This window comes from Mesorhizobium sp. M8A.F.Ca.ET.208.01.1.1, assembly GCF_004791315.1.
In the GTDB taxonomy this organism is placed as follows: domain Bacteria; phylum Pseudomonadota; class Alphaproteobacteria; order Rhizobiales; family Rhizobiaceae; genus Mesorhizobium.
The window spans coordinates 711265-732158 of the sequence record NZ_SRUT01000002.1; the positions used below are offsets into that span (position 1 = coordinate 711265).

22 protein-coding genes are annotated in these 20894 nt (G+C 64.2%); 13 read left to right on the forward strand and 9 right to left on the reverse strand.

The features are described from left to right. Positions 1-110: 110 nt before the first annotated feature. The gene (locus EN851_RS13950) at positions 111-359 is read left to right on the forward strand and encodes a hypothetical protein (protein WP_245520742.1); all 249 of its coding nucleotides are present in this window, start codon (positions 111-113) and stop codon (positions 357-359) included. A gap of 164 nt (positions 360-523) precedes the next feature. Beyond that, positions 524-2974 carry an EAL domain-containing protein gene (locus EN851_RS13955; RefSeq protein WP_135929444.1) on the forward strand — a complete coding sequence of 817 codons (2451 nt, stop codon included), beginning with the start codon at positions 524-526 and terminating at the stop codon, positions 2972-2974. An 18-nt stretch (positions 2975-2992) separates the two neighbouring features. Here the strand turns inward: EN851_RS13955 and EN851_RS13960 are convergent, their stop codons facing one another. Next, positions 2993-3673, reverse strand: a complete 681-nt coding sequence (locus EN851_RS13960) for a TlpA disulfide reductase family protein (protein WP_135883474.1) — start codon at positions 3671-3673, stop codon at positions 2993-2995. Positions 3674-3710: 37 nt separating this feature from the next. Between EN851_RS13960 and argH the strand changes: the two genes are divergently transcribed. From argH to lysA, 3 genes are all read left to right on the forward strand, one after another. Then, complete coding sequence (gene argH / locus EN851_RS13965; RefSeq protein WP_135929445.1) at positions 3711-5111, forward strand: argininosuccinate lyase; 1401 nt, start codon at positions 3711-3713, stop codon at positions 5109-5111. A gap of 139 nt (positions 5112-5250) precedes the next feature. After that, on the forward strand, positions 5251-5457 hold the full coding sequence (locus EN851_RS13970) for a lipoprotein (RefSeq protein WP_015315543.1): 207 nt from the start codon (positions 5251-5253) through the stop codon (positions 5455-5457). Positions 5458-5484: 27 nt separating this feature from the next. Then, the gene (gene lysA / locus EN851_RS13975; protein ID WP_135929446.1) at positions 5485-6753 is read left to right on the forward strand and encodes a diaminopimelate decarboxylase; all 1269 of its coding nucleotides are present in this window, start codon (positions 5485-5487) and stop codon (positions 6751-6753) included. A gap of 20 nt (positions 6754-6773) precedes the next feature. Here the strand turns inward: lysA and EN851_RS13980 are convergent, their stop codons facing one another. Next, a complete protein-coding gene (locus tag EN851_RS13980; protein WP_127279851.1) occupies positions 6774-7076 on the reverse strand; it encodes a metalloregulator ArsR/SmtB family transcription factor in 303 nt (100 codons plus the stop codon). Positions 7077-7126: 50 nt separating this feature from the next. On the opposite strand from EN851_RS13980, the gene EN851_RS13985 reads away from it, so the two are divergent. Together EN851_RS13985 and EN851_RS13990 are read left to right on the forward strand one after the other, a co-directional pair. Then, positions 7127-8068 carry a threonine/serine dehydratase gene (locus EN851_RS13985; protein WP_135929447.1) on the forward strand — a complete coding sequence of 314 codons (942 nt, stop codon included), beginning with the start codon at positions 7127-7129 and terminating at the stop codon, positions 8066-8068. 206 nt (positions 8069-8274) lie between these two features. Further along, positions 8275-10869, forward strand: a complete 2595-nt coding sequence (locus EN851_RS13990; RefSeq protein WP_135929448.1) for a TIGR02302 family protein — start codon at positions 8275-8277, stop codon at positions 10867-10869. Between the two features lie 25 nt (positions 10870-10894). Here the strand turns inward: EN851_RS13990 and EN851_RS13995 are convergent, their stop codons facing one another. Next, the gene (locus EN851_RS13995) at positions 10895-11770 is read right to left on the reverse strand and encodes a LysR substrate-binding domain-containing protein (protein WP_135929449.1); all 876 of its coding nucleotides are present in this window, start codon (positions 11768-11770) and stop codon (positions 10895-10897) included. A 222-nt stretch (positions 11771-11992) separates the two neighbouring features. Between EN851_RS13995 and EN851_RS14000 the strand changes: the two genes are divergently transcribed. Continuing rightward, entirely contained in the window at positions 11993-12940 is a 948-nt protein-coding gene (locus tag EN851_RS14000; RefSeq protein ID WP_135929450.1) for a DMT family transporter, read from the forward strand. Here the strand turns inward: EN851_RS14000 and EN851_RS14005 are convergent, their stop codons facing one another. From EN851_RS14005 to EN851_RS14015, 3 genes are all read right to left on the reverse strand, one after another. Continuing rightward, positions 12941-13312 carry a response regulator gene (locus EN851_RS14005; RefSeq protein WP_167531492.1) on the reverse strand — a complete coding sequence of 124 codons (372 nt, stop codon included), beginning with the start codon at positions 13310-13312 and terminating at the stop codon, positions 12941-12943. 76 nt (positions 13313-13388) lie between these two features. Further along, positions 13389-13931 carry a hypoxanthine phosphoribosyltransferase gene (gene hpt / locus EN851_RS14010; RefSeq protein ID WP_127279434.1) on the reverse strand — a complete coding sequence of 181 codons (543 nt, stop codon included), beginning with the start codon at positions 13929-13931 and terminating at the stop codon, positions 13389-13391. A 22-nt stretch (positions 13932-13953) separates the two neighbouring features. Then, the gene (locus EN851_RS14015) at positions 13954-14598 is read right to left on the reverse strand and encodes a hypothetical protein (RefSeq protein WP_135883480.1); all 645 of its coding nucleotides are present in this window, start codon (positions 14596-14598) and stop codon (positions 13954-13956) included. Between the two features lie 190 nt (positions 14599-14788). On the opposite strand from EN851_RS14015, the gene ftsE reads away from it, so the two are divergent. From ftsE to EN851_RS14030, 3 genes are all read left to right on the forward strand, one after another. Next, on the forward strand, positions 14789-15448 hold the full coding sequence (gene ftsE / locus EN851_RS14020) for a cell division ATP-binding protein FtsE (RefSeq protein ID WP_010911739.1): 660 nt from the start codon (positions 14789-14791) through the stop codon (positions 15446-15448). Next, positions 15441-16427: an ABC transporter permease gene (locus EN851_RS14025; RefSeq protein ID WP_135883481.1), complete on the forward strand. Its 987-nt coding sequence runs from the start codon at positions 15441-15443 to the stop codon at positions 16425-16427. Before ftsE ends, EN851_RS14025 begins: the two co-directional genes overlap by 8 nt. A gap of 109 nt (positions 16428-16536) precedes the next feature. Next, on the forward strand, positions 16537-17262 hold the full coding sequence (locus EN851_RS14030; RefSeq protein ID WP_135914894.1) for a YdcF family protein: 726 nt from the start codon (positions 16537-16539) through the stop codon (positions 17260-17262). A 7-nt stretch (positions 17263-17269) separates the two neighbouring features. Here EN851_RS14030 and EN851_RS14035 read toward each other — a convergent pair whose 3' ends face one another. The 3 genes from EN851_RS14035 to EN851_RS14045 are packed head-to-tail and all read right to left on the reverse strand — an operon-like array spanning position 17270 to position 19004. After that, the gene (locus tag EN851_RS14035) at positions 17270-17902 is read right to left on the reverse strand and encodes a pyridoxamine 5'-phosphate oxidase family protein (RefSeq protein WP_135920186.1); all 633 of its coding nucleotides are present in this window, start codon (positions 17900-17902) and stop codon (positions 17270-17272) included. Between the two features lie 20 nt (positions 17903-17922). After that, positions 17923-18393 carry a DUF1348 family protein gene (locus EN851_RS14040; RefSeq protein ID WP_135929451.1) on the reverse strand — a complete coding sequence of 157 codons (471 nt, stop codon included), beginning with the start codon at positions 18391-18393 and terminating at the stop codon, positions 17923-17925. Between the two features lie 59 nt (positions 18394-18452). Continuing rightward, the gene (locus tag EN851_RS14045) at positions 18453-19004 is read right to left on the reverse strand and encodes a peroxidase-related enzyme (protein ID WP_127279428.1); all 552 of its coding nucleotides are present in this window, start codon (positions 19002-19004) and stop codon (positions 18453-18455) included. A 100-nt stretch (positions 19005-19104) separates the two neighbouring features. Here EN851_RS14045 and EN851_RS14050 point away from each other — a divergent pair, with 100 nt between their 5' ends. After that, a complete protein-coding gene (locus tag EN851_RS14050; protein ID WP_135929452.1) occupies positions 19105-20010 on the forward strand; it encodes a LysR family transcriptional regulator in 906 nt (301 codons plus the stop codon). A 78-nt stretch (positions 20011-20088) separates the two neighbouring features. After that, on the forward strand, positions 20089-20892 hold the full coding sequence (locus tag EN851_RS14055; RefSeq protein WP_135929453.1) for a 1-acyl-sn-glycerol-3-phosphate acyltransferase: 804 nt from the start codon (positions 20089-20091) through the stop codon (positions 20890-20892). The last annotated feature ends 2 nt before the right edge of the window (positions 20893-20894 follow it).

Genomic DNA, 20894 nt, shown 5'->3' on the forward strand with positions numbered 1-20894 from the left:
CCCTCGGCGGTTGCGCCGGCATGAAAACGTCACACCGGCGCCTTAGGTAGCTAGGGCGGCCGCCGACGACGTAAAGGCCGCCATGATTATCCGGCTAAAGGGATGATGAAATGCTGGTGAAGCAGCGCCATGAGCCGCTGTTCGCGGCCCTTGCCGAGCGCGGCTATGACTGGCAGGCGGCTAACGACATGGGCCTGCCCACCCAACGCCGGCCGGCCGGCACGCCGGTCGGCCGCATCGACTGGTTCTTCACACGCGGCCTCGCGGCCAGCGCGCCGGCGGTCCTTCCGGCGGTGTTGCCGGACGGCAGCCCGAGCTCGGATCATGAAGCCCTGACCGTGACCGTTCGCCTGAAATAGCCGCCATCTTCAAGTCGACGCGGCTGAACCGGTCGGTGCCTTTGCGGCCAGCCTGCGCCACGAAGGCACGCTATGGTTGCAGGCGACTTTATCGATCCTTCAACAGCCAAGCATTAATCAGTCATATTTCTTTTTTTATTTCCTGTGGGCTAGGGGGAAATAAGATGCTGACGGTCTATAACTGCATCGTGCACCAGCACGATCTGCGACTGGTCGCACTGGCAGCGCTGATCTGCGGAATTTCCTGTTTCTCTGCTGTAAACCTGCTTCACCACATCAGCCGCTCGACGGACCGTAACCGGCTGGTCTGGCTGATGATATCGGCGACTTCGACGGGGTTCGGCATCTGGGCAACGCATTTCATTGCCATGCTCGCCTTCACGCCGGGCATCCCCAGCGCTTACGATCCGGGGCTCTCCGTGATCTCGCTCGCCGCCTCGGTCGCATTGACGGCGGCCGGCATGTGGATCGCCACCTTGCGGGACGAGATCGATTACCATCTCGTCGGCGGCGCCATCCTGGGCGGCGGCATCGCAGCCATGCACTACGTCGGCATGGCGGCGTTCGAGGTCCAGGGGCGGATCGAATGGAACCTGATGCTTGTCGCCGTTTCCCTGCTGGCCGGTATAACGCTTGCGGCACTGGCGCTGCATGTCGTTCTGCGCCGCCCTTCCTTGTCAGCGACATCCGCCGGCGCGGTGCTGCTGACGCTGGCTATCTGCACCTTGCATTTCATCGGCATGGGCGCCGTCTCGATCTTTCCCGATTCCTCGATTGTCATATCGCAGTACACGATCGCGCCGACCTCGCAGGCTTTCGCGGCCGCGGCCGCCACCCTGGTGATCCTGGTTCTGTCGGCATCGGCGTTGTGGATCGACCTGCGCTTCCGTCGCCAGAAACTCGAGGTCGACCGCATGCATGGCCTGGCCAATGCAGCCGTGGAAGGCCTGATCGTCTGCGATGGCAGTCGCATCGTCAGCGCCAATGACAGCATGGGCAAGCTGACCGGCGCACCGGCTACGACCCTGAACGGCATGCAACTGGGCGAACTTTTCGACGAACGCGCAGCATCCGATGCGACCAGCCTGGAGGGCCAGCCGCAGGAAGCGGAGCTAAGGAGCCGCGATGGGACGAGAATACCCGTCGAACTGATCGCCAGGAGCATCGATTATTGCGGCAAGCCCCACAATGTCATCGCCGTACGCGACATACGCGAACGCAGGAAGGCGGAGCAGGAGATCCTTCGCCTTGCCCATTTCGATCCGCTGACGGGGCTTGCCAATCGCCGCAGTTTCTCCAGCCGTCTCGACGCGGAAATCGCATCGATGAACCGCGTCGCGACTGCCGACGCAAACATCAAGGGCCGGCATCTTGCGCTCTTGCTGCTCGACCTCGACCGCTTCAAGGAGGTGAACGACCTCTACGGGCACGGCGCCGGCGATGCCATGTTGCAGAAAGTGGCAAGCTGCGCGTCCGGCGTTCTGCGCCACGGCCAGATGCTTGCGCGCCTGGGCGGCGACGAATTCGCCATCATAGCCCCCAATTTGCCCGACCCGCAGGCGGCGGGCCGCATCGCCAATGCGGTACTCGCCGCCATGCGTGAGGAAAACCGGGCAGCGGTCGGTGGCGGGCTGGTCTCGGCCAGCATCGGCATCGCGGTCTATCCGCTCGATGCCGAGGACCAGACCAGCCTGATCAGCCATGCCGATACGGCACTCTATCGCGCCAAGACCGAAGGCAGGGACACGTTTCGCTATTTCGAAGCCTCGATGGGCGCCGAGGCTCGCGACAAGCGCGTGATGGAGCACGAATTGCGCCAGGCCGTCGTGCGCGGTGAATTCTACCTCGTCTACCAGCCCCAGAAGGAGATCAGCAGCGGTAAGATGGTTGGCTTCGAGGCCCTGATCCGCTGGCGCCATCCTGAACGTGGCGAGGTTTCTCCGGCCACTTTCATTCCGGTGGCCGAGGACAGCGGCGCGATTGGCCAGATCGGGGATTGGGTGCTCGAAGCGGCCTGCGAGGAAGCCGCGCGCTGGGAAAACCCGCTGACGGTCGCCGTCAACGTCTCCGCGGTGCAGCTCCACAACCCAAATTTCAGCCGCAAGGTCCACGAGACCTTGCTGAAGACAGGCCTTGCCCCGACCAGGCTCGAACTCGAGATCACCGAAACCGCGCTGGTGAAGGACATGCCGCGTGCGCTGGCAACCCTGCGCCAGGCCAAGTCGCTCGGCGTGCGCGTAGCCATGGATGATTTCGGTACCGGCTATTCCTCTCTTTCCAACCTGCGCGCCTTCCCCTTCGACAAGATCAAGATCGATTCCTCCTTCATCAAGGCGGTCGACACGAACGGCCAGGTCGCGGCGATCGTGCGCGCGGTGCTGGGGCTGGGGCGCGGCCTTGGCCTGCCGGTTCTGGCCGAAGGCGTCGAGACGCTTGGCGAGTTGAAGTTCCTTGACGCCGAGGCCTGTGAGATCGGCCAGGGCTACTATCTCGGCAAGCCGGCGCCGATCGAGGCGTTCGACGACCTGACCGGCCACGGCAAGCCCACTCCGGTGCGTGCCGGCCGCCGGGATGGCAGCCTCGTGCTGCTCAAGCCGAGCGTGCGCTCGGCTTAAAGCGCGACATGCGTTGGCTCACGACCCGAGCGCCGTCTCGACCAACCGCTTGGCGTCCGGCCCGGACCATTCGGCCGGACCGTTCATATGGGCGATCAGGCAGCCTTCGCCGTCGATCAGCATGGTGACGGGCAGGCCGAGCGCCAGACCGCGCGTCTTGAGGTCGTTGAACAGCGTCATCGTCGAATCCCGGTAGTAGCCGAGCGTGTGCACACCGGTATCGGCGAGAAACTTCTTCGGCTTCACATCGTCGCCGGCATCGACGTTGACGGCGACGACCTGAAAGGCGTCGCTGCCTTTCTCTTTTTGCAGCGCATCGAGCGCCGGCATTTCGGCACGGCATGGCGCGCACCATGTCGCCCAGAGATTGAGCAGCACCGTCTTGCCGGCATGGTCGGCGATCGTCATCGGCTTGCCGTCCGGCCCGTTGAAGGCGAGGCTCCTCATCGACTGCGGCGGATCGGCCGGCAAAAGTGCCGCGACCTCACCGGTGGCCGCGGCCGCCACCTTCTTGGCGCGATCGCTCTTGGCGGCGCAGGCGACGTCGTCCTTGCTGTCGCCGGCGGCCACCTGCGCCGGTGCGTTGTTGCCAGACCGGCTCTCGCTGACATATACCGCGACCGCGCCGGCCAGCGCTCCCGCCACCAGGGCGGCGAGGATCAGGCGCGGGGCCGGGAAAAATCTGTTTCCGTCTGCCATTTTCTCAAAACTGCTCCGAAGCACGGGTTTTATAGCGATGAGCGACAAGAAGACCAGCAACCAGATGTGGGGCGGACGATTTGCCTCGGGTCCGGCCGCGATCATGGAAGCCATCAACGCGTCGATCTCGTTCGACCGCAAACTCTACGCGCAGGATATTCGCGGTTCGATCGCCCATAGCGAGATGCTGGCGCAGACGGGCATTATTTCGGCTGCCGATCAAGAAAAAATCGCTCACGGCCTGAACACGATCCTGAAAGAGATCGAAGCTGGCACGTTCGAGTTCTCGACCAGGCTGGAAGACATCCACATGAATGTCGAGGCCCGGCTCGCCGACCTGATCGGCTCGGCGGCCGGCCGGTTGCACACCGCCCGCTCGCGCAACGACCAGGTGGCGGTCGATCTGAGGCTCTGGGTCAAGGACGAGTGTTTTCGCGTCGCCGAGGCGTTGAAGGGGTTGATCGGGGCGCTGCTGGAACGGGCCGGGGAGCATGCGGCGACCGTGATGCCGGGCTTTACCCATATGCAGGCAGCACAGCCGGTGACCTTCGGCCACCATTGCATGGCCTATGTCGAGATGTTTTCGCGCGACCTGTCGCGCGTGCGCGACGCCATCGAACGGATGGACGAGAGCCCGCTCGGCGCCGCCGCCCTTGCCGGCACCAGCTTCCCGATCGACCGCCACCAGACCGCCAGGGCGCTCGGTTTCCGCGAGCCGATGCGCAATTCGCTGGACAGCGTCTCCGACCGCGATTTCGCGCTGGAGTTCCTCGCCATGGCCGCGATCTGCGCCACCCATCTGTCACGGCTGGCGGAAGAGATCATCATCTGGTCGACGCCGCAATTCGGCTTCATCAGGCTGTCGGATAGCTTTTCCACCGGCTCTTCGATCATGCCGCAGAAGAAGAACCCCGACGCCGCCGAACTGGTGCGCGGCAAGACCGGCCGCGTCAACGGCCATCTGGTCGGCCTGCTGACGGTGATGAAGGGCATGCCTTTGACCTATGGCAAGGACATGCAGGAAGACAAGGAATCGGTGTTCGACGCCGCCGAGACGCTCGACCTGATGCTGGCGGCGATGACCGGCATGGTCTCGGACATGACGGTGAACGCAGCCGCGATGAAGAAGGCCGCCGGCTCCGGCCACGCCACCGCCACCGACCTCGCCGATTGGCTGGTGCGCACCTTGGGCCTGCCGTTCCGCGAAGCCCATCATGTCACCGGACGCGCAGTGGCACTGGCCGAAGAGAAGAAGGTGAGCCTGGAGAAGCTTGCGCTGGAGGATCTGCAATCGATCAACCCGGGCATCACTTCCGATATATTCTCGGTGCTGGCGATGCAGAACTCGGTCAAGAGCCGCACCAGCTTCGGCGGCACCGCGCCGTCGGAAGTGAGGAAGCAGATCCGCGCCTGGAAAAAGCGTATCGCCAAGGCGTGATCCCGGATATTGCGATCAGCAATATCCCGATGTTGCGACCAGAAATATCCCGATGTTGCGATCGGCAATATCCGGGGTGCAATACGTTGAGAACTCGGCTAAAAGCGGCGGCTGGCAAACGTTTCGGACGGATGGATCGATGACCGGAAGCAGGATTTTGGTAACGCTGACGCTGCTTGCGGCGCTTGCCTCCGTGACCGCCTGCGGCCGCAAGGCCGGCCTCGATACGCCGTATGAGGCGGCTGTCCAGGCGCGCAAGGATGCCGAGAAGGCCCACCAGCCCGTGCCGCCGGAACCGGAAAAACCGGTCGTGGACAAGAAGTTCATCCTCGACCCGCTGATCTAGCACCCGCCAACTTCCGGAACCACTCTCGTGAACCATTTCGACTACCGCGACGGCGTGCTGCATGCCGAGGACGTGGCAATCCCTGATATCGCCGCACAGGTCGGCACGCCGTTCTACTGTTATTCGACGGCGACCCTGACCAGGCACTACCGTGTCTTCGTCAAGGCCTTTGCCGGGCTCGACGCGTTGGTCTGCTACGCCATGAAGGCCAATTCCAACCAGGCCGTGCTGCGGACCCTGGCCAAGCTCGGCGCCGGTGCCGACGTGGTCTCCGAAGGCGAATTGCGCCGGGCCCTGGCCGCCGGCGTCCCGGCCAGCAAGATCCTGTTCTCCGGTGTCGGCAAGACGGCGCGTGAAATGGACTTTGCGCTCGAGGCCGGCATCCTTTGCTTCAACGTCGAATCCGAACCGGAGCTCGAACTCCTGTCGGCCCGCGCCTCGGCTCTCGGCAAGGTGGCGCCGGTTTCGCTGCGCATCAATCCCGATGTCGACGCCAGGACCCACAAGAAGATCTCAACCGGCAAGGCCGAGAACAAGTTCGGCATTCCGTGGCAGCGGGCGCGCCAGGTCTATGCCCGCGCGGCAACGCTTCCCGGCATCAAGATCACCGGCATCGATACCCATATCGGCAGCCAGATCACCGAACTGCAGCCTTTCGACGACGCCTTCGCTTTGCTGGTCGACCTGGTCGGCGCGCTGCGCGCCGACGGACATGCGATAGAGCATGTCGATCTCGGCGGCGGCCTCGGCATTCCCTATCGCGTCGACAACAACCCTCCCCCCTTGCCCGACGCCTATGCCCAGGTCGTCCGCAAGCATGTCACCAAGTTGGGCATGAAGGTGATGTTCGAGCCGGGCCGGCTGATCCTTGGCAATGCCGGCATCCTGGTCTCGGAAGTGATTTTCGTGAAGGAAGGCGACGCCAAGAACTTCCTCGTCGTCGACGCCGCCATGAATGACCTGATCAGGCCGACGCTCTACGATGCTTTTCACGAGATCAGGCCGGTCGTGCAGCCGCCGGCCGACACGCCGCGCATGATGGTCGATGTGGTCGGCCAGGTCTGCGAGACCGGTGACTATCTCGGCCTCGACCGCGACCTGCCGAGGCTGAAGGCGGGCGATCTCGTCGCCGTTTCCACTGCCGGCGCCTATGGCGCGGTCCAGGCCGGAACCTACAACACCCGCCTGCTGGTGCCGGAGGTGCTGGTCGACGGCGACCGTTTCCATGTCGTTCGTCCGCGCCTGACCTATGACGCGCTGATAGGGCTGGATTCGGTGCCGGACTGGCTTGCATAGAAGCTGCCCTGGCCGCGACGCTATAGCCGGTTCTGGATGAGCGCCCTTGTGTCGGCGATCCTGTCCTCGTCGCGGCGGTAGAAGGTCCATTGCTTGATGCGCTTGGTTCTGAGCAGGCCGGCCTGGGTAAGCACACGCATATGCTCGGAAAGCGTCGCCTGCGTGATGCCGAGCTTCTCGGCGATCAGCAGCGCGCAGACGCCGTCCTCGACCAGATCGCCATCCGCCTGTGCCCGGAAATGCGCACGCGGATCCTTGAGCCAATCAAGAATCTGCAGCCTGCGTTCGTTGGCGATCGCCTTGAAGACATCAACCTCTTGCATTTAGCCATTTTGCCAAGTTACTAATTACTGTCAATCCCGAGGAGATTTTGATGTCGCAGGGCAACACCGTCACACGCGAACGCATTGCCGCGATGGAACCGCGCATCCGCCCTTATGTCAGGCACACGCCGGTGCTGCGCATCGACATGGCCGACTTCGACCAGCCGCCACTGGCGGTCGACCTTAAGCTCGAATGCCTGCAGCATTCCGGCTCGTTCAAGGCGCGCGGCGCCTTCACCAACCTTTTGGAGCGGCCGGTTCCCGGCGCCGGCGTCGTTGCCGCGTCGGGCGGCAACCATGGCGCCGCTGTCGCCTACGCCGCCATGCGGCTTGGGCACAAGGCGACCATCTTCGTTCCCGAAGTGAGCCCGCAGGCCAAGCTGGATCGCATTCGCGGCTATGGCGCCGACCTCGTCGTCGGCGGTGCCCGCTATGCCGAGGCGCTGGCCGCCAGCGAACGTTTCGCCGAGGAAACCGGCGCCTTGCAGATCCACGCCTTCAACCAGGAGGAAACGTTGATCGGTCAGGGCACGCTCGGGCTTGAGATCGAAAGCGATCTGCCTGAGATCGACACGCTGCTGGTCGCCGTCGGCGGCGGCGGCCTGATCGGCGGCATCGCCGCCTGGTATGCCGGCCGCATCCGCATCGTCGCCGTCGAGCCCGAGGGCGCGCCGACGCTTCATCGCGCCTTCGAGGCCGGCCATCCGGTCGACGCGCCGGCCGAAGGCATCGCCGCCGATTCGCTGGCGCCAAAGCGCGTTGGCGAAATGATGTTCCCGATCGCCGAAGCCTTCGTGGAACGCTCCATCCTGGTCAGCGACGACGACATCATCGCCGCCCAGAAAGCGCTCTGGAACCGCGTGCGCATCATCTCGGAGCCGGGTGGTGCCGCCGCCTTCGCCGCGATCCTGTCCGGCCGCTACGCGCCGACGCCGGGCGAACGGGTGGCCGTGCTGGTCTGTGGCGCCAACGCAAACCCCGCCAATTTCTGATCGCAACCAATTCGGCCGGCTTCACGTTTTCTCAAACCGCCTCGCGTTTGCCGTGTTTGCTGGTATTCTTCGAGTCGTGAGGCTTGGGCTATCCTGCCCCGCCCGATGGCATGGTCCCGAGAATCCGGTTTTCGGAACAGATCATGCTCAAGGAAATAGAGCCCCTTCCCGGGCCTTCGGGATGGAACCGGCTCTGGGAAGGGCCGATGACGCAACGACCCATCTTCAGCAACGACCGCGGCCTGGCCGGACGCCTTGCCTTGAGCCGGCTGGCGACGCGGATCGCGATGACGGTCGAGCGTGGCTGGCCGCTGCTGCTCCCGCTCGTCGTTGTCGCCGCTCTCTTCCTCAGCGCCTCCTGGTTCGGCATTTTCCCCCGGCTGCCCGATGTGGTGCGCATCGGCCTTGTCGCCCTGTTCGGCCTGGCAGGATTGGCCGCGCTCTACCCGCTGCGCTTTTTCCGCATGCCTGGCGCCGCCGAGGTCGATCGCCGCATCGAGGCCGCCAACAAACTGCTGCACAGCCCCGTACAGGTGCAGAGCGACCGGCCCAGCGGCCAGGAAAGCAGCTTTTCGCAGGCGCTCTGGCGCGAGCACCAGAAGCGCATGGCTGGAAAGCTCGACAGTCTCGGCGCCGACCTGCCACGCACGCGCGTGCCGGAGCGCGACCCCTGGGGACTTCGCGCCGTGGCGGCGCTGCTGCTCGTCACCGCCTTTGCCTTCTCCTTCGGGCCGACCGGCGGCAGGATAGCAGACGGTTTCAGCGCACATGGCACGCTCGACGCCATGCCGCCGCGCATCGACGCCTGGGTGACGCCGCCGGCCTATACCGGCAAGCCGCCGATCTTCCTGACCGCCGACGCCAACCAGGCGACGCCAACTTTCCACGTCCCCGAGGGTAGCGACGTCTCCTTGCGCGTCACCGGAGGCTCGGGCGAGGAAACGCTTGCCTATGCTGACCAGGACGGCAACGCCCGCGCCATCGACCCGGCCAGCCCGCAAGCCGCCGCCACGGCCAAACCGGCCGCAAGCCCGGCACCGTCCAAGGTGCGCCAATTCACCGGCAAGCTGACTGGCGATGGCATGCTGACGCTGAAATCGGGCGACGACCAGCTTGGCCGCTGGGCCTTCGCCGTGATCCCTGACAAGCCGCCGCAGATCCGCTTCGTCGGCGAGCCCAAGCGCGCCGCCAACGGCGCCTTCGAGCTCAACTACCAGATCGACGATGACTATGGCGCCGCCACCGCCAAGGCGGTCTTCGCGCTGGCCGATCCGCAGGCGCCAGGTGCGCATCCGCTTTATGGTCCGCCCGACATGCCGCTGACGCTGCCGCGCCGCGGCGGCAAGTCGAATGCCGCCCGGACCACGAAAGATCTGACCGAGCATGTCTGGGCCGGCGGCAGCATCAAGCTGACGCTGGTCGCCACCGACGACGCCGGACACACCGCGTCCAGCGAAACCAAGACGCTCTCGATGCCCGAGCGGCCATTCGCCAACCCGCTGGCGCGCGCCGTGATCGAACAGCGCCGCCTGCTCGCGCTCGACGCCAATGCCAGGCCGCGCGTGCTCGACCTGATGGACGCCATCACGCTGCGGCCTGAAGACACGTTCGACAACATGTCCCACTACCTCGCCATCATGAGCGCGATGAGCCGGCTGAAACTGGCCGGGAACGATGATCAGCTGCGCGGCGAGGTCGCCTATCTCTGGGAAATCGCGCTCGGCATCGAGGAGGGCAATCTATCGGCCGCCGAAAAGCGGCTGCGCCAGGCGCAGCAGGCGCTCCAGGACGCCATCAAGAACGGCGCCAGCGACGCCGAGATCGAGAAGGCGATGAAGGAACTGCGCGAGGCGATGAACCAGTTCCTGCAGGAATTCGCCGAACGCGCCAAGCAGAACCCGAATGCGCCGCAGATGCAGCAGAACGGCCAGGAACTGCGGCAGAGCGACATCGACCGCATGATGGACCAGATCGAGAACCTGGCGAAGTCGGGCGACCGCGACAAGGCGCAGCAATTGCTGTCGCAACTGCAGGACATGATGAACAACCTCCAGGCCGGCCGCCAGCAGCAGGGCGGTGAGCAGGACAGCCAGATGCGCCAGCAGATGGACAAGCTCGGCGAGATTTTGCGGCGCCAGCAGGAGATGATGAACGACACGTTCCGCATGGACCAGATGCAGCGCGGCGAGCGACAGCGTGGCAAGAATCGCGACGAGCAGCTCGGCGAAGGCAGCGGCGAGAACCAGGACAAGCCAGGGGTTGGCGAGGACCGCGATCCGCTCGCCAGGCAAAAGCCGATGACGCCGCAGGAATTCGCCGATGCGCTGAAGCAGTTGCAAGAAGGCCAGGGGCAGCTGAAAAGCGATCTCGAACAGCTGAAGAAGGGCCTCGAAGGCATGGGCATGGAGCCCAATGAAGGATTTGGCGAAGCCGGCAAGTCCATGGGCAGCGCCGAGCAGGCGCTTGGCGAGGGTCAGGGCGACGAGGCCGTCGGCCACCAGGGCCGGGCGCTCGAGGCGCTGCGCAAGGGCGCCAAGGACATGATGAAGCAGATGCAGGCCATGCAGGGCGACCAGGGCGGCAGCCAGGAAGGTGGCCGTCAGCAGGACGCCGACCGTGACCCGCTCGGCCGGCCGCGCGCCAGCCAGGGTCCCGATTTCGGCGATTCGGTGAAAGTGCCCGATGAGATCGACGTGCAGCGCGCGCGCCAGATCCTGGAAGCGATCCGCAAGCGGCTCGGAAACGCGCTCAGCCCCGATATCGAGCGCAGCTATCTGGAACGGTTGCTGGAACTGAAATAGTAAACGGCGGAGCAACCGAAGACGTCTATGACGCCGGTTGGACCTGCCTGTTGACGAACGCCTCGCGGATCGCCTCCTGCATGCCGTCGATCGCTTCACCGGAAGCGTTCGGGTTGCGGTGCATCACCACATTGGAGGAATCGATGTCGCCGAACCCATCCGCGGACGTCAGTTCGCGGCAGTCCGCCGGAATGTTGCTGCGCGAAATCGGCGCGATCGCCAACCCTGAGGTGACGGCAAGCTTCAGGCCGCCATTGGTGTCACTGGTATAGGCGACGCGATAGGCAAGGCCGCGCTGCTCCAGCGATTTGATGGCGAAGTCCTTGCACCAGCCGGCGCGGTTGTAGAGCGCGATCGGCAGCGGCTGTTCCTCATGCATGTGATGCAGGATCGACGTCACCCACACGGTCGGGTCGTGCATCAGCACCTCGCCGCCGGAAAGGTCCTGCCACTCGAAGACCACGGCGAGATCGAGCTCGCCCGCGGCGAGCGCCGCGACCTGCGCCCACGAATGGGCGTAGCGCACCGTGACTTCGACCTTTGGATGGCGCTTCGAGAATGCGCCGAGCGCGCGCGACAGGATGGCGTGGCCATATTCCTCCGGAATGCCGATGCGCACCGGCCCGCCCAGCGGCGCCGCCGCCATCGACGCAGCCGTCTCGTCGAGCAGCGAGACGATGCGGCGGGCATTGACGATGAGTTCGCCGCCACGCCGCGTCAGTGCGACGCCACGTGAACCGCGCTCGAACAAGGTGTCGCCGACCAACTCCTCGAGCTTCTTCATCTGCATCGACACGGCCGACTGGGTGCGGCCGGCCTGTTCGGCGGCCCTCGTGAAATTGCCGGCCTCGGCGATGGCCACGAAGGTACGCAGGAGATCGCTGTCGAGGGTTGGCCGCATGGCATCCATCATAAGTAAATTTGATTGCTGGCATCATTCCAATTCGTTTGCAACATGTCAAACGTCGACCGATAGTCGCCTCACCCATTGGATATGCAGCCGCGAAATCGGCTGCGGACCAATCGAAGAGTCCTCACTCGTGCCCGCTGCCCGAAAACGGTGGCGGGTTCTTTTTGATCTGGACAGGGGCGCCGGATCGTATGCGCGGGAGCCTGAACACGAATGCACAATAGGATGGTGCGCGGCATCCTGAGCCTGTGCCTGGGCGTGCTGGTGTTCTCGCTGCAGGACCCGCTCGTCAAAGCCGTATCGAGCGGCTATCCGGTGACCGAGGTGATGGCGATCCGCTCGATCGTCGCCTTGCCGATCCTGATCGTTCTCGTCCACGCCGATGTTGGCTTGCGGGCCATCCTGTCGCGGCGCTTCGGCCTGCTGACCACACGCGCCTTCATCCAGTTCACCTCCTACACGGTCTATTACCTGGCCATCGCCGCCCTGCCGCTGGCCGACGCCGTGGCGCTCTATTTCATGGCGCCGCTGTTCATCATGGCACTGGCCGGGCCGTATCTTGGCGAACGCGTTTCCTGGCGGACGCTGGCGACCGTGCTGATCGGATTGCTCGGCGTGGTCGTGATGGTGCGTCCAGGCGCTGGGCTGTTCGATTGGGCGGCCTTGCTGTCGCTGGGCTCGGCGGCGCTCTACGGCTTCTCGCAATTGATGGCCCGCAAGATCGGCGACACCGAATCGTCTACCGTCATGGCCTTCTACCAGAACGGCGCCTATCTCGTCGGCGCCGCCGTGGTCGCCGGCACGTTCCACCTCGCCGGCATAACCCACGCCGTCCATCCGAGCCTCGAATTCCTGGTGCGGCCGTGGATCTGGCCGACACTGCCGGATTTCCTGAAAATGGCGGCGTGCGGGTTCGTCGCCTCGGCCGGCATGATCCTACTCTCGCAAGGCTACCGGCTGGCACCGGCCAACCGCGTCGCCACCTTCGAATACACCGGCATCCTGTGGTCGCCGCTGTGGGGTTTCCTGTTCTTCGCCGAGGTACCACGCTCGACAACCGTGATCGGCGCGGCGCTCATCATCGGCGCCGGCCTGCTGGCGCTCAACACCGAGCGGCGGACCGCTCCGGCGCCGGCGCTTGTCGCCAGGGATCCAGCCTGATCAGGCGAAGCAGATCAGCGCCCGTTCGACGCGCGAACGGATCTCGGCCAGAGTGAAGGGCTTTTGCACGACATCGAGGATGATGCCGTTCAATTCCTCGGCGCGCTCGCGCTGGTCGGCATAGCCGGTCATCAGCATGATCTTCATCGCCGGGAAAAGCGCCGCGGCCGCAACCGCCATCTCGATGCCGTCCATCTCCGGCATGCGGATGTCGGAGACGACGAGATCGTAGCCGCCGTTTGCGGCGCGGATCAGCGAAAGCCCCTGCGCGCCATCGGCGGCGATATCGATTGCGTGGCCGGCGCGTTCGAGCGCGCGGGCTGCCAGGGTGCGGACGGACTCATCGTCCTCGACGATCAGAAGCTTTGCCATGGCCGGCATATTTGGCGGTGAAAAGTTGACTTTTCCTGAAGGCGGGACGGGTCAGCAAGTCTTTTTGGGGAGTGGCTCAAACGTCGCCTTTGACGACACCCACGAACGGCAATTCACGAAAGGCGTGCGCAACGTCCATGCCATAGCCGACGACGAAATAGTCGGGGCAGTCGAAGCCGACATAGTCGGCATTGAGCGCGGTCTGGCGGCGCATGCGCTTGTCGAGCAGCACGGCGATGGAACAGCTTTTCGCGCCACGCGACAGCATCAGGTCGCGGGTGAAGCTCAGCGTCTTGCCCGATTCCAGAATGTCGTCGATCAACAGCACGTCGCGGCCGGCAACCTCGTTGTCGATGTCGCGCAGCACCCTCACCTCGCCGCTGCTGGTGCCGGCGCCATAGCTGGAGATGAAGATGAACTCGACTTCCGGCGACAGGCCGACATCGTGCATGGCCCGGATCAGGTCGGCGGCGAAGATGAACGAGCCTTTCAGCACAGAAATCACCAAGAGATCGTGATAGTCGTGCCCGGCGATCTCCTTGGCGAGTTCGAGATTGCGCCGCGCGATCGCCGATGCCGAAAACAGGACTTCGATGTCCTTGCCGCGTACGATGGGCATTGATGGTCTTCCCCGGTGTCGCCTACTTGGCGAAAGTAACCAAAACGGTTCTTACGCCGTTCTTAGGCACGTCGAGCCGGCTGGCAAAGCCGAATCTTTCGCCCGACGCCAGCGAATGGCCGGATGTCCCCAACGTATAGCGGGTCGTGCGCCCGTCATTGCCCGTCACCCGGATTTCGAGCGGCGGCAGGGTCGCGGGGCTTGTTCCGTCGTTGGCGGCCTCCCCATCGACGAACAGCACCGGATTGGCGCCCGAGACGTCGACGTGTGAGGTGACGCCTGAAATGGTCAGCGCCGACGCTTGCGCGCCGGCCAGGAGCGGCGCCTGGCGCACCAGAGCGTGGCCACCGGAAACCCAGAACGCGGCAAGGGCTGCACCGATGCCGGCGATCCAGAAAATCGGACCGCCGCGCGAGGCCGGCCGCCGTTCCGCCGGCGCTTCCGGCTTGCGCAGCATGTCCATGCCATCGATGGGCGGGGTGACAATCAGGCGCGGCAGCGGCGAAACGTTTTCGACCGGTGAAACGGGCCGCCACACCACAACATAGTCCGCATCGACGATATCTGCCACCGGACCGCGCACGATCCGGTCCGCCATGGCAATTGCCGGCGGTTCGGTCATGATTTCGCCGGAAACCGGGCGCGCGGTTCGTTCCTCAGCCATCATGGCCCCAGCATTGCGGCACGTTCGCTTTTCGTTTCTTTTGCGTAAACACAAATGGTTAACGCTTCCCCACCGGAGCCCTCTTGAAGAGCCGAAACAAGCCAGGAATTAACCGCCGGTTAACCATGCCGGCCGATGGTCTTTTCACAGAACAGGCTGGCTCGCCGCGGCCAGGAACCTCAGGTCGTCGAAATTGATTCGCTTCGAAAATGTCGGCCTCCGCTATGGCATGGGTCCGGAAATCCTCCGCGACATCTCCCTGCATATACCGGAGCGCTCCTTCCAATTCCTGAGCGGGCCTTCGGGCGCCGGCAAGACGACGTTGCTGCGCCTTTTGTTCATGTCGCTGAAGCCGACGCGTGGGCTGATCACCATCTTCGGCAAGGACCGCTCCCGCATCTCACGCACCGAGCTGCCGCACCTGCGCCGGCGCATCGGCGTGGTGTTCCAGGATTTTCGCCTGCTCGACCACATGACCACTTACGAAAACGTCGCTTTGCCATTGCGCGTGCGCGGGCGCGAGGAGGCGAGCTACCGCACCGACGTCACCGAGCTCTTGAAATGGGTGGGGCTCGGCGAGCGCATGCATGTGCTGCCGCCGGTCCTGTCAGGCGGCGAGAAGCAGCGCGCCGCGATCGCGCGCGCCCTGATCGAACAGCCGGAAATCCTGCTCGCCGACGAGCCGACCGGCAATGTCGATCCGCCGCTGGCGCGGCGCCTGCTGCGGCTGTTCATCGAACTCAATCGCCTCGGCACCGCGGTGGTGATCGCTACCCACGATCTCGGCTTGATGGAACAGGTCGACGCGCGCCGCATGATCCTGGCCGGCGGAAGGCTGGATATCTATGACTGATCTGTCCGCCGAGCATTTCGAAGAGCAGGACGCCGAGGCAGCCGTCGCAAGACCGCGCGCCCAGCGCAAGATGGCGCCGATCGTGCCGGCGCAGAACATTGCCGGCCGCGCCTTGGTGCTGGTCATAGCCATCATGACCTTCCTGTCCTGCCTGACCTTCGGCGCGGTGACGCTGGTGCGCGATACGGCCTCGGTATGGGAAAACCAGATTTCGCGCGAGGCGACCATCCAGATCAAACCGACCGACGGCCTCGACATGGAGGCAGCGCTTACCCAGGCTTCGCAGATCGCCAGCGAATTCCCCGGCGTGAAGTCGACCCGGATCATCGACCGCGAAGCGACCGCCAGGCTGCTGGAGCCCTGGCTAGGTTCGGGCCTCAATATCGACGACCTGCCGGTGCCGCGCCTGATCATCGTCACCATCGACGAGAACAGCCCGCCAGACTTCGCCGCCATGCGCGCCGCGATCGCGCCGAAACTGCCGAGCGCATCGCTCGACGACCACCGCACCTGGGTCGACCGGCTGGTAGCCATGGCCCGCACCACGGTGACCATCGGCATCGCCGTTCTGGCCCTGATGCTGTCGGCAACCGTGCTGACGGTGGTCTTTGCCACCCGCGGCGCCATGGCCGGCAACGGCCACATCATCGAGGTGCTGCATTTCGTCGGCGCCGAAGCGCAGTTCATCGCGCGCGAATTCCGCCGGCATTTCCTGGTCACAGGCATGAAGGGCGCGGCTGCCGGCGGAGCGGCGGCGGTGCTCGTCTTCATCGTTTTCTCCTGGTGGTCGTCGCGCAACATGGCAACACCACAGGCCGATCAGGCAACCGCTTTGTTCGGCAACTTCGCCATCGGCTCGGCGGGTTACCTGGGTGTCGTCCTGATGGTGCTGGTGATTGGCGCGCTGACGGCGGCGACCTCACACGCCACCGTCGTCGCCTATCTCAGCGACATCGACGTTCGCCAACCCGACGCATGAAAGGAGTTCGTCTTGGCGTGGATGGAACGAGCGCGATCACGGATGGAGAATTTGCGTAACGCAAAGTGCGTCTTTTACCTACCAAACGCCGCATTTCGGGATTAACCATATGGCTATGGACGTGCGGGATTCGACCGGGACGGCTGGACAGCTGCCAGTGGTGGTTGCCCGTTGGCGCGGCCATGGCAAGGTTAGCCGTTTAAGGACCGCCCTGCGTCTCTTCGCTCTATCCCTGCTTATGCTCGCAATGGTGTTCGCTGGCGGCTTCGGCTGGTTTGCCAGCAAGGTCAGTCACCTGACCACGCCCGCCAACCCGGCCAAGGCCGATGCCATCATCGTGCTGACCGGCGGCCAATCGCGGCTCGACGCCGCGATGGAACTGCTCGCGTCCGGTAAGGGCGAGCGGCTCTTGATCAGCGGCGTCCATCCCTCGGCCAGCCGTCGCCAGCTTCAGGCGGCGACCGGCGGCGACAAGAAACTGTTTTCCTGCTGCGTCGACATCGATCGGGCCGCGCTCGACACGATCGGCAATGCCGAGGAGAGCGCCAAATGGGTGGAAAACCATGCCTATGGCACGGTGATCCTGGTCACCAACAACTATCACATGCCACGCAGCCTGCTGGAGATGGGACGGCTGTTGCATGGCGCCAAGCTTGAGCCCTATCCGGTGGTCAATTCCAATCTCGACAATGGCGGCTGGCTGACCAAGCCGCGGGCGTTGCGGGTGCTGTTCACCGAATACACCAAATATCTGCTGGCGTTGGCACGTGGTATTATCCCGGTGAAGCCGACGCCCGAAGGCATCGCGCTGGCCGAAACCGCCGCCGGCGGCTGAGCCCGCGTCATTCCTTGGCGCCAGCCCCTGAAACGCCCTTGAGGCGCGCGATCTCCTGTTCAAGGTTCTGGATGCGCCGGTCGCGCTCGGCAAGCGCCGCCGCCACATCAGCCGCCTCGAAGCGCTGCGGTATATGTTGCGGGCAATTGGCGTCCCACGCCGAGACGGTGAACAGGATGACCTGCTCGGGACGCGCCTTGTAGTCCGGCGGCATCAGCCTCGCTGTCAACTCGGCATCGTCTTCGACAATGCGTGCCGTACCCCAGATCTTGATGCGCTGGCGCATCATGTAATCGATCAGGAACAGGAAGGCCCTCGGATTGTCGGCCAGATTGCCCTGCGTGATGAACTGCTTATTGCCCAGAAAATCCGCGAAGCCGACCGTCTTCTCGTCAAGCACCTTGAGAAAGCCGGCAGGGCCGCCGCGGTGTTGGATATAGGGCTGGCCATCGCCATTGGCAGTCGACAGGAAGACGCTGGTCTGCATTTTGATGAAAGCGGCAAGGTCCGGTGTGATCGCCGATTGCCAGCCGCCGCGCTCCTCGACGCGGGCATAGGACTGGCGCGAACCCTTGCGCGCCTGGATCGCCTTGACTGTCGGCGTGAAGGCGACATCGCTCGTAAAAGCGTGTGCGTTCATCGAGACCTCCTTGCATGTTTCTAGAGCCCGAGCTCCGACAGCGTCGGGTGGTCGTCCGGCCGCCGGCCGAGCGGCCAGTGATATTTGCGCTCGGCCTCGGCAATCGGCAGGTCGTTGATGCTGGCGATGCGCAGGCGCATCAGCCCGTGCTCATCGAATTCCCAGTTCTCGTTGCCATAACTGCGGAACCATGAGCCGCTGTCGTCGTGCCATTCATAGGCGAAGCGCACGGCGATGCGGTTGTCGTGGAAGGCCCACACCTCCTTGATCAGCCGGTACTCGAGTTCGCGGCTCCATTTGCGGGTCAGGAAGGCCTGGATAGCATCGCGCCCTTGCAGGAATTCGGCGCGGTTGCGCCAGCGGCTGTCCGCCGTATAGGCAAGCGCAACCCGCGCCGGGTCGCGCGAGTTCCAGGCATCCTCCGCCATGCGCGCCTTCTGGGCTGACGTCTCGGCGGTGAAGGGTGGAAGCGGCGGGCGGCTCTCAGACATGGGATTCCTCTGCGGCATGAAGGGTGGGGACCGACGGGCACCGCCACTCCTATCCGGATTCAGGCAGCATCTCGGGCGCAAACAACCGGAAAATCAATGTCGGTCTGGGCAACCTCATTGATATAGTTGGTCCAGACGTTCAGGGCGACATGCTGGACGATCTCGATGATCTCCCCATCGTCATAGCCTGCGAGCCTGACAGCGGCGAGATCCTCCTGGCCGACCTGTCCTCGGCTTTGCGCAACGCTGGCGGCAAAACGCACCGCCGCAGCTGCCTTGGGGTCCGAGGAGCCGCCGTGGCGGTTGGCGATCATCTCGGCATCGTCGAGCCTGGCGAGCGTCTTGCCGAGATAGCTGTGCGCGGACAGACAATAGTTGCAGCCATTGATCTCGGCGATCGCCAGCGCGATGCGCTCGCGCGTCGGCGCCGCAAGCCGGCCCTTGGCCAAAGCTCCCATCATGCCGAGATAACCTTCCAGCGCGGCCGGACTGTTGGCGACCATCCGAAACAGGTTCGGCACGACACCGAGCTGTTTTTCCACGGCCTGCAGCATTGGCTGCGCGGCGGCGGGAGCGGTTGCGATCGACGAAGGCGTGGCAATGCGGGGCATGAAGGTTTCCTTGTTGAGGTGCTCGCTTATATGCAGCCTTCCATGTTGCGGATGTAGATGCCATATTTGCAATCAACCCTTCCATTTTCTGGAAGAAATGATGGATCGTCTTGAAGCCATGTCCCTTTTCGTCGCGGCGGCGGAAGGCGGCAGCCTTTCCGCCGCCGCGCGCCGTTCGGACGTTCCGCTAGCAACGGTCAGCCGCAAGGTCTCCGAGCTGGAGCGGCACCTGAAGACACGGCTGTTGAACCGCTCGACGCGGCGGCTCACACTGACCGATGCGGGCCATGCCTATCTCGCGGCCTGCCGCCGCATTTTGGACGAGGTCGGCGATGCCGAACGCACCGCCGGCGGCGAATACAGCGCCCCGACAGGGGAATTGATCATCACCGCGCCGATTGTCTTCGGCCGCCTTCACGTTCTGCCCGTCGTCACCGACTTCCTGGCCGCCTATCCCCTGGTGGATATCCGCCTCACGCTCGGCGACAGGATAAGCCAGTTGGCCGAGGACCATATCGACCTCGCCATCCGCATCGGCAGGCTGCCGGATTCGCGCATGGTCGCCATCAGGGTCGGCTCGATCGGTCATGTTGTCTGCGCAAGCCCGGCCTATCTGGCCGCGCACGGCATTCCACGGACCCCGGGAGAGCTCGAGACGCACAGCTGCATCACCTTCGAGGGCCTTGGCTCGCTTGCCACCTGGACCTTCAGCGTGGACAAGGCTGATTTTATCGTACCGGTCCGCTCGAGGCTCCGGGTCAACACCGCCGAGGCGGCGATCGATGCGGCGATCGCCGGTGTCGGATTGACGCGGGTGCTTTCCTACCAGATCGTTGCCGCCGCACGATCAGGAACACTGCGCCCCGTGCTCGGGGATTTCGAACCCGAGCCTTGGCCGGTAAACCTGGTGCATGCGGGCCAGGGCCGGCTGCCGGTGAAACTGCGCGCCTTCCTCGACTTTGCCGCTCCACGCCTGAGGGAACGCCTGGCGCAGGCAACCTGGTAGGACGGGCAGCATCGCACCGTTTCCTTTTTCCCCGCGCTTGGTGTAACCAACGCACACTTCCTCACCGGACCTCCCTCCATGCTCTATGTCAGATCGCTGGCGTTCAATTTCGTCTTCTACGTCAATCTGATCGTCCAGATGATCCTCTGGACCCCCTACTATTTCCTGTCACCGCGCCACCGTGCCTGGTTCGTGCCGAAATTCTGGTCGCGCACCTCGATGTGGCTCTATGACAATATCGCCGGAACGAAGAATGACATCACCGGCCAGGAAAACCTGCCCGATGGCTCCTTCATCCTGGCGCCCAAGCACCAGTCGTTCTGGGACGCGATTGCCTTCTTCCCTTACCTCCAGGACCCGCTCTACATCCTGAAACGCGAGCTGACCTGGATCCCGTTCTTCGGCTGGTACATCTTGAAGATGCGCATGATCCCGGTGCATCGCGGCAGCCGCTCCAAGGCCTTGAAGGCGGTGGTCGCCGCGACCAAAGAAGAAATGGCGCGCAACCCGCGCCAGTTGATCATCTATCCCGAGGGCACGCGCCGGGCGCCGGGCGACGAGCCGGCCTACAAATACGGCATCGTTGAAATCTATTCGCAGCTTGGCGTTCCGGTGGTGCCGGTCGCCCATGTCGCCGGCCTCTACTGGCCGCGCCGCAAGTTCCTCCGCTATCCCGGAACCATCAAGGCACGCTTCCTGCCGCCCATACCGCCGGGTCTGGGCAAGGAAGAGTTCATGGCGCGGCTGATCGGCGAGACGGAAGCCGCCTGTGACCAGCTTCTTGTCGAGGCATCACGCGCGCCCAACCCGCCGGCCCTGCCGACAACGGCGGCAAAGCGGTTGCGGGAACTCGGCGCGAAGCTTGACGGCTCCGCGGCCTGATC